Annotated in this window: 16 protein-coding genes; 12 read left to right on the forward strand and 4 right to left on the reverse strand. The window is 61.9% G+C overall.

What is annotated here, in order from left to right:
* Positions 1-29: 29 nt before the first annotated feature.
* Positions 30-1,055, reverse strand: a complete 1,026-nt coding sequence (dapD, locus tag ACWHY3_RS03555; RefSeq protein WP_303853175.1) for a 2,3,4,5-tetrahydropyridine-2,6-dicarboxylate N-succinyltransferase — start codon at positions 1,053-1,055, stop codon at positions 30-32.
* A gap of 70 nt (positions 1,056-1,125) precedes the next feature.
* A complete protein-coding gene (locus ACWHY3_RS03560; RefSeq protein WP_087717632.1) occupies positions 1,126-1,488 on the reverse strand; it encodes an ArsC family reductase in 363 nt (120 codons plus the stop codon).
* Positions 1,489-1,700: 212 nt separating this feature from the next.
* On the opposite strand from ACWHY3_RS03560, the gene copM reads away from it, so the two are divergent.
* Complete coding sequence (copM, locus tag ACWHY3_RS03565) at positions 1,701-2,108, forward strand: CopM family metallochaperone (protein ID WP_448127569.1); 408 nt, start codon at positions 1,701-1,703, stop codon at positions 2,106-2,108.
* A 55-nt stretch (positions 2,109-2,163) separates the two neighbouring features.
* Here the strand turns inward: copM and ACWHY3_RS03570 are convergent, their stop codons facing one another.
* On the reverse strand, positions 2,164-4,839 hold the full coding sequence (locus ACWHY3_RS03570) for a [protein-PII] uridylyltransferase (protein WP_448127570.1): 2,676 nt from the start codon (positions 4,837-4,839) through the stop codon (positions 2,164-2,166).
* Between the two features lie 39 nt (positions 4,840-4,878).
* Complete coding sequence (map, locus tag ACWHY3_RS03575; protein WP_087717635.1) at positions 4,879-5,670, reverse strand: type I methionyl aminopeptidase; 792 nt, start codon at positions 5,668-5,670, stop codon at positions 4,879-4,881.
* Between the two features lie 353 nt (positions 5,671-6,023).
* On the opposite strand from map, the gene rpsB reads away from it, so the two are divergent.
* From rpsB to lpxD, 11 genes are all read left to right on the forward strand, one after another.
* Positions 6,024-6,764, forward strand: a complete 741-nt coding sequence (gene rpsB, locus ACWHY3_RS03580) for a 30S ribosomal protein S2 (RefSeq protein ID WP_071231810.1) — start codon at positions 6,024-6,026, stop codon at positions 6,762-6,764.
* Between the two features lie 173 nt (positions 6,765-6,937).
* A complete protein-coding gene (tsf, locus tag ACWHY3_RS03585; protein WP_332778794.1) occupies positions 6,938-7,807 on the forward strand; it encodes a translation elongation factor Ts in 870 nt (289 codons plus the stop codon).
* A 159-nt stretch (positions 7,808-7,966) separates the two neighbouring features.
* A complete protein-coding gene (gene pyrH / locus ACWHY3_RS03590; RefSeq protein ID WP_087717637.1) occupies positions 7,967-8,722 on the forward strand; it encodes a UMP kinase in 756 nt (251 codons plus the stop codon).
* 10 nt (positions 8,723-8,732) lie between these two features.
* The gene (gene frr / locus ACWHY3_RS03595; RefSeq protein ID WP_087717638.1) at positions 8,733-9,290 is read left to right on the forward strand and encodes a ribosome recycling factor; all 558 of its coding nucleotides are present in this window, start codon (positions 8,733-8,735) and stop codon (positions 9,288-9,290) included.
* A 63-nt stretch (positions 9,291-9,353) separates the two neighbouring features.
* Positions 9,354-10,115 (forward strand): polyprenyl diphosphate synthase, encoded by a 762-nt coding sequence (gene uppS / locus ACWHY3_RS03600; RefSeq protein ID WP_448127571.1) that lies wholly within the window; start codon positions 9,354-9,356, stop codon positions 10,113-10,115.
* On the forward strand, positions 10,108-10,908 hold the full coding sequence (locus tag ACWHY3_RS03605; RefSeq protein ID WP_332778791.1) for a phosphatidate cytidylyltransferase: 801 nt from the start codon (positions 10,108-10,110) through the stop codon (positions 10,906-10,908). The genes uppS and ACWHY3_RS03605 overlap by 8 nt, the downstream gene beginning before the upstream one ends.
* 7 nt (positions 10,909-10,915) lie before the next feature.
* Positions 10,916-12,130: a 1-deoxy-D-xylulose-5-phosphate reductoisomerase gene (gene ispC, locus ACWHY3_RS03610; protein ID WP_448127572.1), complete on the forward strand. Its 1,215-nt coding sequence runs from the start codon at positions 10,916-10,918 to the stop codon at positions 12,128-12,130.
* The gene (gene rseP, locus ACWHY3_RS03615) at positions 12,130-13,485 is read left to right on the forward strand and encodes a sigma E protease regulator RseP (protein WP_448128136.1); all 1,356 of its coding nucleotides are present in this window, start codon (positions 12,130-12,132) and stop codon (positions 13,483-13,485) included. Before ispC ends, rseP begins: the two co-directional genes overlap by 1 nt.
* Positions 13,486-13,658: 173 nt before the next feature.
* Entirely contained in the window at positions 13,659-15,995 is a 2,337-nt protein-coding gene (gene bamA / locus ACWHY3_RS03620; protein WP_256960996.1) for an outer membrane protein assembly factor BamA, read from the forward strand.
* Between the two features lie 92 nt (positions 15,996-16,087).
* On the forward strand, positions 16,088-16,591 hold the full coding sequence (locus ACWHY3_RS03625; RefSeq protein WP_087717642.1) for an OmpH family outer membrane protein: 504 nt from the start codon (positions 16,088-16,090) through the stop codon (positions 16,589-16,591).
* Positions 16,592-16,613: 22 nt separating this feature from the next.
* Complete coding sequence (lpxD, locus tag ACWHY3_RS03630; RefSeq protein ID WP_448127573.1) at positions 16,614-17,654, forward strand: UDP-3-O-(3-hydroxymyristoyl)glucosamine N-acyltransferase; 1,041 nt, start codon at positions 16,614-16,616, stop codon at positions 17,652-17,654.
* The last annotated feature ends 95 nt before the right edge of the window (positions 17,655-17,749 follow it).

Below are 17,749 nucleotides of genomic sequence, written 5' to 3' on the forward strand. Positions count from 1 at the left end.
CTCCAGGGCAGGCGGCCGGTCGGTCCGGATCAATTGTGAGCGTGCAGGGATTCGTTGAGCGCCACGGCACTCTTGTTGGTGCGGCACTCCAGTCGCCCGGTCACCGAGTGGCGAATGAACAGAAGGTCGTCCTGGCCTGCGAGTTCGCGGGCGGCGACGGTCTTGACGGCCTCGCCCTTGTCGTCGAGCACGGTCACCTTGGAGCCGGCGGTGACATAGAGGCCCGCTTCGACGGTGCAGCGATCGCCGAGGGGAATGCCGAGGCCGGCGTTGGCGCCGATCAGGCAGTTCTCGCCGATCTTGATCACCACGTTGCCGCCGCCCGAGAGCGTGCCCATGGTCGAGCAGCCGGCGCCCAGATCCGAGCCCTTGCCGACGAAGACGCCGGCGGAGATTCGGCCTTCTACCATGCCCGGACCTTCGGTGCCGGCATTGAAGTTGCAGAAGCCTTCGTGCATGACCGTGGTGCCTTCGCCCAGGTGGGCGCCGAGACGCACGCGGGCGGTGTCGCCGATCCGGATACCCTTGGGCACGACGTAATCGGTCATCTTGGGGAACTTGTCGACGCAGTCCACGGAGAGCGCACGTCCCGCGAGACGGGCCTTGAGACGACGTGCCGACAACTCTTCGACATCGATGGCGCCTTCGTTGGTCCAGGCGATGTTCTTGAGCAGGCCGAACATGCCGTCGAGCTGGGTGCCGTGTGGCTTGATCAGGCGATGGGAGAGCAAGTGCAGCTTGAGATAGACCTCCGGCACGCTGGTCGGCGCATGATCCTCGCTCAGAAAGACCGCGACCAGCGGACGCTGCGCGTCGGCGAAGGTCTCGGCGATATCGGCCTGATCGGTGGCGCCAGCGTCGCGCAGGGCCTTGGCAAGGGGGGCTGCGTATTCCGGCAGGAAGCTGACGACTTCCTCGACCTCGTCAGCACCCAGCGCCTGGCGTGCAGCGGCGACGAGCCTGGCGTCGGGCTGGTGCAACGGAGCCGGGTAGTAGACTTCGAGCCAGTCGCCCTGACTGTTCTGGGTGCCGATTCCTAGCGCGAAGCTCAGCATCGCAGGTTCCTCATGATGGTTGTCGAAAGGTGTCGTCGAGATGATCGTGGATCAGGCGCGCCGGGCCCATTCAGGAAGCCAGCGCTGCATAGCGGACAGGGTCGAAACCGACGATCAGCGTGTCGTCGCTTTCGGGCTTCGTCCTTTGCAGTACCGGGCGCTTGATCAATGTCGGATGGGCGAGCATCAGCTCCCGCGCCCGCTCGGCATCCAGCGGCTGCTTGTCCGCGGCATCGAGCTGGCGCCAGGTCGTGCTCCGGGTGTTGAGCAGCGTTTTCCAGTCGGCCAGGCTCAGGAAGGCATCCAGTTGCCGTGGCTCGAGGCCGTCCTCGCGCAGATCGTGGTAGCGATAGGCGATGTCCTGTTCCTCGAGCAGGCGCCGGGCCTTGCGGCAGGTATCGCAGGTCTTGATGCCGTAAACGGTGATGGTCATGCAGCGGGCCGTCGAGCGTCTCTGAAGAAGCGGACGATTATAGGCGTCCGTGCACGGCGGCTCAAACCGCGCCGGTTTGCCGCGGGGTCCAGATCGGGAAAACTTGGCTGGCTCGGCCCGGGCGGTGAGATAATCGGAACCGTCAGGTCGCGCTTGACCTGTGAGTTACACCTCGGTGCTAATGTCGCATTTTTCCTGGGGAGAGATAACGAATGATGACTTCAAAGCGCTGGATGGCCGGTATCGTGGCGGCTGGCTCGCTGGTTTTCGCCGTTGGGGGTTTTGCCCAGTCCGGTGGCGGTAGTGGGGACCACCAGGTCCACTCCGGCTCGGATATCCATGCCGACCTCAGCGAGGCCGGCAATGCCTATCGCGAGGCGGCGGCGATCATGCAGCATGACATGGAGCAGGCGAATACCGGCGACCCCGATGTCGACTTTGCCACCGGCATGCTGGCGCATCACAAGGGGGCGGTCGCGATGGCCCAGGTCGAGCTGGAGTATGGCAATGACCCGGAGATGCGGGCACTGGTTCAAAAGATCATCGAGGCCCAGCAGGCAGAAATAGAACAGATGCAGGCGTGGCTGAAAGCCAACGCCGATCCTGCACCGGTCGACTGAGGGTGTTGGTGGCTGCCCCGTGAGCCATGCCTCGGGGCTTCATACGCCTGGCACTTCATACGTCTAGCACTTCGTACAGGCGCTCGCGCAGGCGCGCCTGGGCTTCCGGGTCGGTCAGCGGCTGCCCGCGCTTGTCGGTGATGAAGAAGACGTCCTCGACGCGCTCGCCGAGAGTGGCGATCTTGGCCGCCGACAAGGCGATATCCTGCTCCATGAAGATGCGTCCGACGCGAGCCAGCAGCCCCGGGCGGTCCGGGGCGATCAGCTCCAGTGACGTACGGGCGTTGGCGGGGTCCTGCTCGATGATGACCTCGATCGGCACCCGGAAATGCTTCAGCTGTCGCGGGGTATGGCGACTGACGATCTGTGGATAGTCGTCCGGATCGTCGAGCTCCTCGACCAGATGACGGCGGATCGTTTCCAGTCGTTCCGGGTCGCGAATGGCTTCGTCGTCGTCATCCAGCAGGATGAAGGTATTGAGCGTCCAGTCGTCGCTGGACGTGGCGATGCGCGCATCGTGAATCGACAGGCCCAGTTGCTCGATGGCAGCAGCCGTGGCGGCGAACAGGTCATCGGCCGAGCGGGTATGGATGAACAGCTTGGTGCCGCCCTCGGTCATGTCCTCGCTGGGCGCGCTGACCAGGATCAACGGCAGATGATCATCACGATGGGCGAGAATGCCCTGGGTCTGCCAGACGATTTCGCTGGGCGTGTACTGCAGAAAGTAGTCCTCGCCGAAGGTTTGCCAGAGCGCGGTGACACGGGCGATGTCGGCACCGACGGCCCGCAGCAGGCCCGATGCCTCCTCGCGGGTCTCGCTGGCCCAGCCCTGACGATCGACGGTGTTGTCGAGCCCGCGGCGCAGCACGCGACGGGTCTCGGTGTAGAGCTGGCGCATCAGCGATGCTCGCCAGCCGTTCCACAGCGTCGGATTGGTGGCGCTGATGTCGGCGACGGTCAGTGCGTAGAGATAGTCGAGATGGGTTTCGTCGCGCACCGTTCGGGCGAAGGCGTGGATCACGTCCGGGTCGGAGATATCGCGCTTCTGTGCGGTCTTCGACATCAGCAGATGATGTTCCACCAGCCACGCGACCAGGCGTGTATCCCAGTTCGACAGCGCGTGGCGCCGACAGAATTCGGCGGCATCGACCGCGCCGAGCTCCGAGTGATCGCCGCCGCGGCCCTTGCCGATATCGTGGTAGAGGCCGGCGATCCACAGCAGTTCGAGCTTGGGCAGCTTCTGAATCACGTCGATCGCGACGGTGTATTCATCGGTGTCCCGCTCCTCACGGAAGCGCTGAAGGAAGCTCAGGAGGCGCAATGTATGCGCGTCGACGGTATAGATGTGGAACAGATCGTGCTGCATCAGGCCGACGGCTTCGCCGAACTCGGGCAGGTACTTGCCCAGAACCCCGTAACGGTTCATGCGGGTCAGTTGGGTCGGCACATCGCCGCCGCTGCGTAACAGTTCCATGAACAGGCTCTGGTGGCGCAGGTCGTCGCGAAAGGCGTCGTCGATCAGGTGGCGGTGATCGCGAATCTGGCGGATGGTGTCGGCACGCACGCCTTCGATCTCCGGATGCTGGGCCATCACCAGGAACAGCTCCAGCAACGCGCCGGGGCGGTGGAGAAAGACGTTGGGATGGCGCAGCTGGATGTAGCCGCCTCGAATCTCGAAGCGTGCATTGATCGGCTTGACTTCGAGCGACTCGCCTGCGTGGAGAATCACCTCGTCGAAATGCTGCAGCAGCATGTCGTTGAGGCCCGCCAGCGCGGTGACGTGGCGATAATAGGTCTTCATGAACTGCTCGACCGCGAGACGCTGCGGCGTGTCGGTGTAGCCGAACAGCTTGGCCAGGGCACGCTGATGATCGAACAGCAGGCGGTCTTCGGCGCGTTCCGCGATCATGTGCAGTGCATAGCGCACCTGCCACAGAAAGGCCTGGCCCTGACTCAGAATCCGCAGTTCGGCGTCGTTCATGAAGCCTTGGGCGACGACGTCCTCGTAGCGCAGCGGCCCGAAATGGCGCTTGGCCACCCAGCCGATCATCTGGATGTCGCGCAGCCCGCCTGGCGCGCTCTTGAGGTTGGGCTCGAGGTGATACTCGGAGTTGTTGTGCTTGAAGTGGCGGCTAATCTGCTCCTGCCACTTGCCCTCGAAAAACGCGGCCGAGGACCACATGTGCCGGGTCGATAGCCGTTCCCGCATCGCCTCGCGCAGACTTTCCGGCCCCGCCAGCGTCCGGGTTTCCAGGAGGTTGGTGATGACGGTGATGTCGCCTCGGGCCTCGCGTTCGCAGTCGTTGAGCGAGCGTACGCTCTGGCCGATCTCGAGGCCGATGTCCCAGAGGAAGGTAATGAAGCCGGTCAGCGACTCGCGATACGGCGTGTCATCGTCGGTGCCGAGCAGCAGCAGCAGGTCGATGTCGGAATAGGGGTGCAGCTCGCCACGGCCGTAACCGCCGACGGCGAGCAGCGCGACGTTATCGTCCGGCCACTCGAATCGTTCCCAGGCAATTTCGAGCAACCGGTCCAGGCACCAGGCGCGACCGTAGACCAGATCGCGCACGTCGGCACCGGCGCGGAAGCGCTCGTCGAGGCGCTCCCGGATTGTCCTGAGTGCCTGTTTGAACAGCGGGATCGGTTGACGATCCCGCGCCAGCGCCTCGCGAAAGGCCGTTGCATCGAATAGCGTCGGGTCTGGGGGAAAGCGATAGTGATGCAGCAGCATGCGGCATGCGTCTCCGGTGGCGGGGCGTTGGCTGAACGATCAGGACGCCAGGAAGCTGAAGTCTTCGTCGGAACGGGCCGTCAGGACTTCCACGCCGGAGGCGGTAACCAGCAGGGTGTGCTCCCACTGCGCAGACAGGCTCTTGTCCTTGGTCACGGCTGTCCAGCCATCCTTCAATACCTTGGTGCGATAGCCGCCGGCGTTGAGCATCGGCTCGATGGTCAGGCACATGCCTTCGGCGAGTTCGACGTCGGCCTCCGGAGCATAACCGTCGTAGTGCAGCACCTGCGGTTCCTCGTGGAAACCGGCGCCGATGCCGTGGCCGCAGAAGTCGCGCACCACCGAGTAGCCGGCTTTCTCGGCGTGTGCCTGGATGACGCGGGCGATGGTCGATAGCTTGACGCCCGGTCGAACCTCGGCGATACCTTTATATAGGCTCTCCTGGGTGATACGACACAGGCGCTCACCCTGGATCGTATCCCCGATCACGAACATCATGCTGCTGTCGCCGTGATAGCCATCGGGTGTCTTCACGGTAACGTCGATATTCATGATGTCGCCATTCTTGAGCTTCTTGTCGAAGTCCGGAATGCCGTGACAAACCACATGGTTGATCGACGTGCAGATAGACTTGGGGAAGCCGTGATAATTGAGCGAGGCGGAGATCGATCCGAGTTCCTGGACCACGAAGTCATCGCAGAGTTTGTCGAGTTCGCCAGTGCTGACGCCTGCCCGCACATGTGGCGTGATCATTTCCAATACAGCGGCGGCTTGGCGTCCGGCCTCGCGCATTTTCTCGATTTCTTCGGGGGTCTTGCGTGGAATGTTCATGCGCTCTCTCGATGGGGCGGTAGGATTGACGAGTCGTTTCGGGTGTCGATGAGTGGCTTCCTCTGGCGAGAGGGTTAGACGACCGGCGACTTCATCTTGCGTGCGTTCTATGGTATAAATCCGCGCGCTCGACTGCAATTACCCGTCTTCGGGGCGGGTAAGCTGGCATGCGATATGCATAATATCGTTGCCATCACGGTAGTCGAGCAGTAGCGACGAGGGCTTTCCAACGATTGCCGCGTCATCAAAAACACACACGCACCGACACATGGTCCCGGGTGCCGTGACGGCTTGGCCGAGCGGTCGGATCCATGGGGTGTGTGGAGGCCTAACCCGATTCTTCAGGAGTCATCATGGCACAAGTCAATATGCGTGACCTGCTCAAGGCAGGCGCACACTTCGGTCACCAGACCCGTTACTGGAACCCGAAGATGGGTCAGTACATCTTCGGCGCCCGTAACAAGATCCACATCATCAACCTCGAGCACACGCTGCCGGCGCTGCTGGAAGCGACGAGCGTCGTCGAGAAGATGGCCTCTTCCAACAACAAGATCCTGTTCGTCGGCACCAAGCGTTCCGCCAGCAAGATCATCAAGGAAGAAGCCAATCGTGTGGGTCAGCCGTTCGTCAACCATCGCTGGCTCGGCGGCATGTTGACCAACTACAAGACCATTCGTCAGTCGATCAAGCGTCTGCGCGAACTCGAAACCATGCGCGAAGACGGCACGTTCGAGAAACTGACCAAGAAAGAAGTCCTGATGGCGACTCGCGAGCAGGACAAGCTCGAGCGCTCCATCGGCGGTATCAAGGACATGGGCGGTCTGCCCGATGCGCTGTTCGTGATCGACGTCGACCATGAACGCATCGCGATCAACGAAGCCAACAAGCTGGGCATTCCGGTGATCGGTGTGGTCGATACCAACTCCAATCCGGACGGCGTCGATTACGTCATCCCGGGTAACGACGACTCCATCCGTGCCATCCAGATCTATGTGCAGGCGATCGCCGATGCCTGCGGCAAAGCGAAGGAAGGTCGCCCCGACGAGTTCGTCGAGGTGAGCGAGACAAGTGAGACGAGCGACGCCGCCCAGTAAGCAAGAGGGAAGCGGCATCGAGTCTGCGCTGAGCATGCTCCCGCAGAGTGGCAGTCGTTTGCCGATCTCGGCGCAGATAAAAGGGGGCTTATAGCCCCCTTTTTACACTTACACCCGGAGCGGTGCTCTTTGGCGCCGCTCGTCAGACGAAACACGATTCTCAGGGGTAGAACATGGCAGCTATCAGCGCTTCTCTGGTCAAGGAACTGCGTGAGCGTACCGGTCTCGGCATGATGGAGTGCAAGAAAGCACTGACCGAAGCCGACGGCGATATCGAGCGTGCGATCGAAGATCTGCGCAAGAACTCCGGCTTGAAGGCCGCCAAGAAAGCGGGCCGTACCGCCGCTGAAGGTGCGATCCTGACCCAGGTTTCCGAAGACGGCAGCTACGCCGCGATGCTGGAAGTCAATTCGGAGACCGACTTCGTCTCCCGTGATGACAATTTCAAGGGCTTCGCCTCGAAGGTTCTGTCCAAGGTTTTCGAGACCAAGTCCGAAGACATCGCTGCGATCATGGACGGCGAGCTGGAAGACGCTCGCAACCAGCTGGTGCAGAAGATCGGCGAGAACATCTCCGTGCGTCGCGCGGTCGTCGTTGACGCACCGGAAGGCGGCGTCGTCGGTGCCTACGTCCATGGCGACCGTATCGGCGTTCTGACCGTTCTCAAGGGCGGCAACCCGGAAGTGGCCAAGGACGTGTCCATGCACGTGGCCGCGATCAACCCGGTCGTCGCGCGTCCGGAAGACATGCCGCAGGCGCAGCTGGACAGCGAGAAGGCGATCATCCTGGCGCAGCCGGACATGGCAGGCAAGCCGGCAGAAATCGCCGAGAAGATGGTTCAGGGTCGCCTCAAGAAGTACCTGGCCGAGAACAGCCTGACCGAACAGCCGTTCGTCAAGGATCCGAATCAGACCGTCGCGGAATATGCCAAGGCCGCTGGCGGCGAAGTCGTCGGGTTCACGCGCTTCGAGGTCGGTGAGGGCATCGAGAAGGAAGAAGTCGACTTCGCCAAGGAAGTGATGGAACAGGCTCGTCGCAGCTGAGTTTCCTGTAATGCCTGGGGTTGAGAGTCAGGTATCATCGCCTGGTTCCGGCCCCATCGATGGCGTGCGCGAAAGCGCACGCCATCGCGTATCCGGCAGATGAGAAGTTCATCTGTCATGACCTGCCGAACCCGACTCGTCAAACCAGGAGAGAGCATCATGCCTGAAGTCATCGATCGACCCAATAAGCCCAATGAGCGCGGCGATAAGTCGAAGTACAAGCGCATATTGCTGAAGTTGTCAGGTGAGGCGCTGACCGGTGAGCAGGACTTTGGTATCGATCCCAAGGTGCTCGATCGCATGGCACTGGAAATTGGTCAACTGGTGGGTATCGGTGTTCAGATCGGGATCGTGATCGGCGGCGGCAACCTGTTCCGAGGCGCGGCGCTGCATGCGGCGGGCATGGAGCGGGTCACCGGCGATCATATGGGCATGCTGGCCACGGTGATGAACGCGCTGGCGATGCGCGATGCGCTGGAGCGTTCCAACATCCGTTCGCGGGTGATGTCGGCGATTCCCATGAGTGGTGTCGTCGAGCACTATGATCGGCGTACCGCGATTCGCTATCTCACGTCCGGCGACGTGGTCATCTTCTCTGCCGGTACGGGTAACCCATTCTTTACGACCGACTCTGCCGCCTGCCTGCGAGGCATCGAGATCGACGCCAATGTGGTGGTCAAGGCAACCAAGGTCGATGGTGTCTACGACAAGGATCCGGTCAAGCATCCGGAAGCCGTCAAGTACGAGCGTTTGAGCTACGATGACGTGCTGGACCAGAAGCTTGGCGTAATGGATTTGACCGCCATCTGCCTGGTACGGGACCATGACATGCCGGTTCGCGTCTTCGACATGACCAAGCCTGGGGCGCTGTTGAATCTGGTAGTCGGTGGGCGAGAAGGCACGCTGATTGATTGAGGTTTAGGACATGATCGACGATATCAAGAAAGACGCTAGCGCGCGCATGAAGAAGAGCCTGGAAGCGCTCCAGAACAACTTCCACAAGATCCGCACGGGCCGGGCACACCCGAGCATTCTCGACGCTGTGATGGTCGAGTATTACGGCAGCAACATGCCGATCAATCAGGTCGCCAACGTCACGATCGAAGATGCTCGTACCTTGGCGGTAACGCCTTGGGAGCGGCCGATGGTGCCGAAGGTCGAGAAGGCGATCATGATGGCCGACCTGGGGCTGAACCCTGCCACGGCGGGCAACGTGATCCGGGTTCCGATGCCGCCGTTGACCGAGGAGACACGCCGCAACTATATCAAGCAGGCGCGTGCCGAGGCCGAAAACGCGCGCGTTGCGATCCGCAGCATACGCCGTGACGCCAATGGCGACCTCAAATCGTTGCTCAAGGACAAGGAGATCAATGAAGACGAGGAGCGCCGCGGCGAAGAGGAAATCCAGAAGCTGACCGACAAGCACGTCGCCGACATCGACCGGCTCCTGGAAACCAAGGAACACGATCTGATGCAGGTATGAGGGTCGGGCTGCCCGGGTTCGATAGGGTCCGGGCGCCACTGCCCACCTGTCTTGCGAGCTATCATGACAGACATGCAGTCGCGTGACGTTCAAGCGATGTCGCCGATGCCTCGCCACGTGGCGATCATCATGGACGGCAACAATCGCTGGGCGCGCGCCAGAGGACTTTCCAGCGCGCAAGGACATCGTGCTGGCGTCGAATCGCTGCGTGCGGTCATTCGACGTGCAGCAGAGCAACGTATCGAGACCCTTACGCTCTTCGCCTTTTCAAGTGAAAACTGGCGCCGGCCCTCGGCCGAGGTCAGTGCGCTGATGGAGCTTTTCATGCTGGTGCTCAAGCGCGAGGTGAAAAAGCTTCACGAGAACGACATCCGTCTCAGCATCATTGGTGATCGTCAGCGTTTCTCGTCGTCTCTGCAGAAGTCGATGAGTCGTGCCGAAGCACTGACTCGCGACAATTCGGGGATGCATCTCGTGGTGGCTGCCAATTATGGCGGCCGTTGGGACATCGCTTCCGCAGCACAGCGCCTGGCGCGCAAGGTTGCCGAGGGTGTGATGAGTCCCGATGCCATCGATGAGACGGCGCTGGATCGCGAGATATGCCTGAGTCAGGAGCCGCCGATCGACCTGTGCATTCGCACCAGTGGGGAGCAACGAATCTCTAATTTCCTGTTATGGCAGCTTGCCTACGCGGAGTTCGTCTTCGCGCCGGAGCTATGGCCAGACTTCGACGGCACGGCGTTCGACGCAGCGCTCGAGACTTTTCAGCAACGTCAGCGCCGTTTCGGCATGAGCCAGCAGCAGATCGAGGCCCAGGGTGCTTAAGCAGCGCATATTGACGGCGCTGGTATTGGCGCCTCTGGCACTCGGTGGCCTGTTCGGGTTGTCGGGGGGCGGCTTTGCGACGTTTACCGCCCTGGTGGTGCTGCTTGGCGCGTGGGAGTGGGCGCGTCTCGCCGGGTTTGACGACGTCAAGCCGCGACTGCTCTACACCGTCGGTCTCGGGCTGTTGCTATCGATTGCCTGGTGGGCGGATTGGATGCTGGATCGTTGGCCACTATGGATCGGCGCCATTGGCTGGTCGATCAACGCCTGGTGGGTTTCGCGCTATCCCCAAAAGACCGAACAGTGGCAGCCGCCGGCGCTGCGCCTTGGCATGGGAGCTTGGGTGCTGTTGCCTTGTTGGGTCGGGCTCTACCAGTTGCGGCAGGACGGTAGCGAGTGGCTGCTGTTCGTACTGCTGCTGGTCTGGGTGGCAGACATCGGTGCGTATTTCTCCGGTCGGCGCTTCGGCCGCCGCAAGCTGGCGCCGCACGTCAGTCCGGGCAAGTCCTGGGAAGGCGTCTACGGTGGCTGGGTAGCCGTGGCGATCCTGGTCTTCATCTACGCCGCGTGGTTCTCGCTCGACAGTCGTCAGACGCTGGCCTTGCTGGCCGTGGCGCTGGTCGTGGCGTTCATTTCCGTCATCGGGGATCTACTCGAAAGCATGCTCAAGCGCTTTCGCGGCCTGAAGGATTCCAGTCATCTGCTACCGGGGCACGGGGGCGTTCTCGATCGTATCGATAGCCTGACCGCTGCCGTTCCGCTCTTCGCTCTGATTCGCCCTTGGCTGGGATAGTACGCTGATGCCCTCATCATCTTCTCGCAAGGTCACCCTGCTGGGTGCAACCGGCTCCATCGGTCGCAGCACGCTGGACGTGATCGCTCGGCATGCCGACCTGTATCAGCTCCATGCGGTGACCGCGCATCGTTCCCGAGAAGCGTTGCTGGAAATCTGTCTGCGCTTCGAGCCGGAACGAGCGGTGATCGGCACGGCCTGCGACGCACAGTGGCTGAGATCCCAGTTGCGAGAGGCCCGCCTCGCTCATATCGATGTCAGTCATGGTGAGGCGGCGCTGCTGGAGGTGTCTCGGGCGCCCGAGGTGGATGTGGTGATGTCGGCGATCGTCGGCGCAGCCGGCCTGTTGCCGACGCTGGCAGCCGTGGAAGCCGGCAAGCGTGTCCTGCTGGCCAACAAGGAAGCGCTGGTGATGTCCGGTGGATTGTTCATGGATGCCGTATCGCGCCACGGCGCCACACTTTTGCCCATCGACTCGGAACATAATGCCATCTACCAGTGTCTTCCTATGCAGCACCGTGGCGGGTTGTCCCGTCACGGTGTGTCACGGCTGCTGTTGACCGCCTCGGGCGGACCGTTCCGCGAATGGTCTCTGGAGGCGCTGGAAGCGGTGACGCCGGAGCAGGCCTGCGCCCATCCCAACTGGTCGATGGGTCGCAAGATTTCGGTGGACAGCGCGACCCTGATGAACAAGGGGCTCGAATTGATCGAGGCCTGCTGGCTGTTCGATGCCGAACCCGATCAGGTCGAGGTGGTCGTCCATCCGCAAAGCATCGTTCACTCGATGGTCGGCTATGCCGACGGCTCGGTGCTGGCGCAGATGGGGAATCCGGACATGCGGACACCGATTGCCTATGGGCTGGCGTGGCCGGCGCGAGTCGAAGCCGGGGTCGAGCCTCTCGACCTGTTCGCGGTATCCCGGCTCGATTTCGAGGCGCCGGACGAAGCGCGCTTCCCCTGCCTGCGACTGGCACGAGAGGCCATGACGGCAGGCGGTACCGCGCCGGCGAGCCTCAATGCCGCCAATGAAGTGGCGGTGCAGGCGTTCCTCGATGGAGAGCTCTCTTTCCTGGGTATTGCCCGGCTGGTCCAGGCGACCCTGGAGGCCACCGAGGTGCGCGCGGCCGACTCGCTCGACGTGGTATTGTGCGAGGATGCACGGGCACGGCAGTTGGCCGAGCGTTTGCTGCGTCAGCGGTCTTTCCAGGAGGGGTGGACGTGATGGATACGATCCAGAACGTGCTGGCGGTCATCGTCGTACTCGGACTGCTGATCACGTTTCACGAGTTCGGGCATTTCTGGGTGGCTCGGCGCTGTGGCGTCAAGGTGCTCCGCTTTTCGGTCGGTTTCGGCAAGCCGCTGTGGTCGCGCTTCGATCGGCAGGGTACGGAATATGCCATCGCCGCCATCCCGTTGGGCGGGTACGTCAAGATGCTCGACGAGCGCGAGGGGCCGGTGGCGCCGGAAGAGCTCGATCGCGCTTTCAATCGCAAGAGCGTCTGGGCCCGAATCGCGATCGTGGCGGCGGGACCGATTGCCAATTTCCTGTTGGCGCTGGTGGCCTACTGGGCACTGTTCGTTTATGGGTCGACCACGGTAGCGCCGGTGATCGGCGACGTGGCGCCGGATTCGCTCGCGTTCCAGGGCGGCTTGCGCAGTGGCCAGGAGATCGTCAGTGTCGAGGGCCACGAGACACCGTCGTGGAACGAGGTCAATCTGCAGCTGATCGCGGCCATCGGCGCCGATGGCGCGCTTCAGTTCACGACTCGCGATCCCTCGGGTGGCGCGACGCGAACGCACGACGTGCCGGTGCAGCAGTGGCTGGTGCGTCAGGATCCGCCGCAGCCGATGTCGTCTCTCGGCATTACCCCGTGGCGCCCTGAAGTCCCGGCAACGCTGGGGCGCGTGCTCGAGGATGGCCCGGCGAGCCGTGCCGGACTGGAAGCGGGCGATCGGATCGTCAGCGTCGACGGCGAACCGGTTGCCGATTGGGTGGCGTTCGTCGATGTCGTTCGCAGCCATCCCGGTACCGATCTGTCCCTGGAGGTCGAGCGAGACGGCGTGACGCGCAGCATCACGCTGATACCCGAGTCGAGGCAGGCCGAAGATGGCGAGCACATCGGTTACGTTGGTGCCGCATCACAAGCGGTGGAGTGGCCTGAGTCCTATCGCCGGGAGATTCGCTATGGTCCGATCGAGGCGATCGGGCAGGCAGTGACCAAGACGGGCGAGATGACGTGGCTGACAGCGGACTCGATCCGCAAGATGATCGTCGGCTGGATATCGCCTTCGAACCTGTCGGGGCCGATCACCATTGCTCGCATTGCCGGAGATTCGGCACGCAGCGGGGTCGAGACATTCATCGGCTTCCTGGCTTATCTGTCGATCAGCCTGGGGGTTCTGAACCTGTTGCCGATTCCGGTACTCGATGGGGGGCATCTGGCCTATTACCTGATCGAGCTGGTTCGAGGCAAGCCGGTGTCGGAAACCGCCCAGGCGATGGGCCTGCGCGTCGGCGTGGCGCTGGTCGGGTGCCTGATGATGATGGCGCTCTACTTCGATCTGATGCGACTGTGATGACAGGGATTTGATGCGGCGCTAGCGACGGGATGTCGTTGGCGGTCAGTGTCGAGGATGTCGGTGCACGGGAAGACCCCACGTGTGGCAGGCGCGAGCTTGTCAGTCGTAGGGAGAAATGTATAAGGTGCCTGTTCGATACGCGGGCGGACCCCACAGAAGCGATTGATTGCATGAAACTCAAGACCATCGGATTGGCAGGACTACTGCTGGCCAGCTCTCCCGTTGCGCTGGCGGCACCTTTTGAGATTTCGGATATTCGTGTAGAGGGGCTGCAGCGCGTCTCGGCTGCATCCGTTTTCAACGCTTTCCCCGTCAGCGCCGACCAGACGGTCGATGAGCAGAAGCTGGGCGAGGCTGCCCAGCAGCTGTTCGATACCGGGCTGTTCGACGACATTCGGCTTTCCCGCGATAACGACGTGCTGATCGTCAACGTGGTCGAGCGGCCATCCATTGCCGAGATCAATATCGAAGGCAACTCGCAGATTTCCGACGATGACCTGCGCACGGGTCTGACCGACGCCGGCCTGGCCGAAAGTCAGGTGCTGCAGCGTTCGACGCTGGAGGAGATGCAGCGCGAACTCGAGCGTCTCTACCAGTCTCAGGGGCGTTACAGCTCGAACATCAAGACCTCGGTCGAACAGCTCGAGCGCAACCGGGTCCGCGTCAATATCGATATCAACGAAGGGGAAGTGGCGAAAATTCGCCAGATCAACGTCGTCGGCAACGAAGCCTACGACGACGACACCCTGAGCGATCTGTTCCAGCTCGAGGACAAGCCGGGCTGGTTCTTCGGCTGGTTCTCCGACGACGAGTATTCCCGCGAAGCCTTGTCCGGCGATCTGGAGACGCTGCGTTCCTGGTACCTCGACCGCGGTTACGTCAACTTCGCGATCAGCTCGACTCAAGTGTCGATCAGTCCGGATAAGTCGCGGATCTTCGTCACCATCAATGTCGATGAAGGCAAGCGCTACAAGCTCGACGAGATCAGCTTCGATGGTGATCTGAAGATCGACGAGTCTACGGCGCGCTCGCTGGTGACGGCCAAGTCGGGTGAATATTTCTCCCAGAGCAAACTGACCGAATCCTCGGAAGCGCTGCGTCAGAAGCTCGGTGCCGAGGGCTTTGCCTTCGCGGATATCCAGGCGGTGCCTACCGTGGACGAGGCGGGCGATACCGTGGATATCACCTTCCGTGTCGATCCCGGCCGCCGTGCGTACGTTCGCCGGATCAACTTCGAAGGCAACACCACGACACAGGACGAAGTGCTGCGTCGTGAAATGACCCAAATGGAAGGGGCACCTGCCTCGACCGATCAGATTTCGCAGTCACGTCAACGTCTCGAGCGGCTCGGTTTTTTCAAGCAGGTCGACGTGGACACCCGGCCGGTGGCCGGCGAGCCGGATCAACTGGACGTAACCTACAACGTTCAGGAGCAGCCGTCGGGCTCCATCTCGGCGAGCGTCGGTTTTTCTCAGACGGCCGGAGTCATCTACGGCGCGGCGCTGTCCCAGAACAACTTTTTGGGGACGGGTAACCGGGTCAATATCGGCGCACAGCGAAGCGACACCTTCACCAACATCAATTTCGGTTTCACCGATCCGTACTGGACGCTCGACGGCATCTCGCGCGGCTATAACGTCTTCTACCGCGAGACCGATTACGAAGATTCCTACATCTCGACCTACTCGACCGACTCCTATGGCGGCAACATCAATTTCGGCTACCCGATCAACGACCTGTCGCGCCTCAACTTCGGTGTCGGGCTCGAGAACCTCTCGATCGATACCTACGACGACACGTCGGCGGAGATCGTCCAGTACACCGATGATCAGGGCGAAGACTTCTTCAACTACAAGCTGACAGCCAGCTGGACCCGCAACAATCTGAACCGCGGGATCATGCCGACGGCGGGCAGCTATCAGCGGGTCTCGCTGGAAGCCGCCATCCCGGGGTCGGATGCGGAGTATTACAAGCTGCGCTACCGTGGCCAGAAGCTGTTCGAACTCAATCCCGACTGGTCGCTCAAGTTCAGCAGCAATCTGGGCTATGCCGATACGCTCGGCTCCAACGATCCTTACCCGTTCTACGAGAACTTCTACTCGGGCGGTCTGGGCTCGGTGCGCGGCTACACCGGCAATACGTTGGGACCGAAGACGACGGAGCGTGGCGATGGCGACGACGATACCCTGGGCGGTAACGTCCTGGTCGAAGGGTCTGCCGAGTTGATCTACCCGTTCCCGTGGATCGAGGACCGCCGGTCCCTGCAGACCAGCATCTTCCTCGATGGCGGTAATACTTACCTGACCGACTGCTACGCCGTCCCGGACGGCTACACGTCGAGCTGCGACAGCGGGGTCAATCTCGATGACCTGCGCTATAGCGTGGGCCTGGGGCTTTCCTGGCTGACGCCGGTCGGACCGCTGACGTTCAGCGTGGCCAAGCCACTGAACGAGAAGGACGGCGACGACCCGCAGGTGTTCCAGTTCTCGCTGGGTCAGACGTTCTAATATCATGCCCTGGATTCACGGCATCCTGGTGGCGTCGTGAGTCCAGACCGATTTTCAGACAGTTGGTCTGTCTAGTTTCAAGGAGATGCCGCATGCGCAAGATAGCAGGAGTTCTCGGGCTCGGTTTGCTGACGATGGTTTCCGTACCGGCGATGGCGACGGAAGTGGGCGTGCTCGATTGGCGTGAAGCGCTGATGTCTTCCAATTCTGCCCAGGCATCGATGAATCAGCTGAAAAACCGTATCAGCGCTCAGCAACAGCAGGCGCAGTCGTTGAGCCAGGAGCTGCAACAGCTGCAGCAGCGTTTGCAGAAGGACGGGGACGTGATGTCCGAGTCCGAGCGCAATTCGGTAACCCAGCAGCTGCGCCAGAAGGGCGGCCAGTTCCAGCAGCTGCGGGGCCAGATTTCCCAGGCGCAGCAGCAGGCCGAACAGCAGTACCTGAAGAGCGCCAAGCCCAAGCTCGACCAGGCGATTCAGCAGGTCGTCGACGAGCGCGATCTGGACATGGTCGTGGATCGTGATGCCGTGGTCTATTCGGGTGACAGCCTCGATATTACCTCCGAAGTCACGCAGATCTTCAATTCGCTCAACTAATGGTTCAAACCGGCGCCCGTTCATGAAGAGAGATGCTTCTACCTCTTACACGCTTGGCGAACTCGCCGAGCGGATCGACGCTCGCGTGGTCGGTGACGCGAACCTGCGTGTCAGCGGGCTGTCGACGCTGACCGATGCCGGCCCGTCGGATCTGGCATTTCTCGCCAATCGGGCTTACCTGAAGTATCTGGCCACGACTCGCGCCGGTGCCGTGCTGGTCAATCCGGCTCATGGCGACAGCTGCCCCTGTCCGCGACTGGAGCTGGACAACCCCTATCTGGGCTACGCCAAGCTGTCGCGGCTGTTCGATCCGCTGGTCAATCAGGTCTCTCGAGGCGTGCATTCGACGGCGGTGGTATCGCCCGAGGCGACCCTGGGCGAGGGTGTCGAGATCGGTGCCCATTGCGTCATCGAAGCCGGCGTCGTCCTTGCTGATGACTGCGTCATCGGCGCAGGGTGCTTCATTGGCGCCGATACCACGATCGGTCGCGGCTCCCGGCTCCATGCCAACGTGACGCTTTATCACGGCGTGATCATCGGCGAGCGTGCCATCCTGCACAGCGGTTGTGTCATCGGCGGTGACGGGTTCGGATTCGCCCACGACGGCAAGCACTGGGAGAAGATCGCTCAACTGGGCGGTGTGACGCTGGGTGACGATGTCGAAGTCGGCAGCTGCTCGAGCATCGATCGCGGGGCGCTGGGCGACACGCAGATTGGCAGCGGGGTCAAGATCGACTCCCAGGTCCAGATTGCCCACAACGTGCAGATCGGCGACCACAGCGCGCTGGCAGGCTGCGTCGGAATCGCCGGTTCCACCAAGGTCGGCCGTCACTGTCTGCTGGGCGGCGGCGTCGGGCTCTCCGGTCATCTGACCCTGGCCGATGGCGTCCAGGTGACCGGCATGAGCTTGGTCACGAACTCGATTCTGGAACCTGGCGTCTATTCCTCCGGCACCGGTTCGATGTCGAATAGTCAGTGGCGAAAAAACGCTGTACGCTTCAAGCAGCTCGACGAAATCGCCAAGCGATTGACCCGTCTCGAGCGTGATATTCGCGACGCCTGAGGGTTCTCTGATGGATCCGGGGAGCCCTCCCGGGCCATCTCGATCACGCCCCCGAAGCTGGCAGTCGTCCGGTGCGCCTGTATAATGCCCGCCCA

The sequence above is a fragment of the Salinicola sp. NYA28a genome, assembly GCF_976982775.1.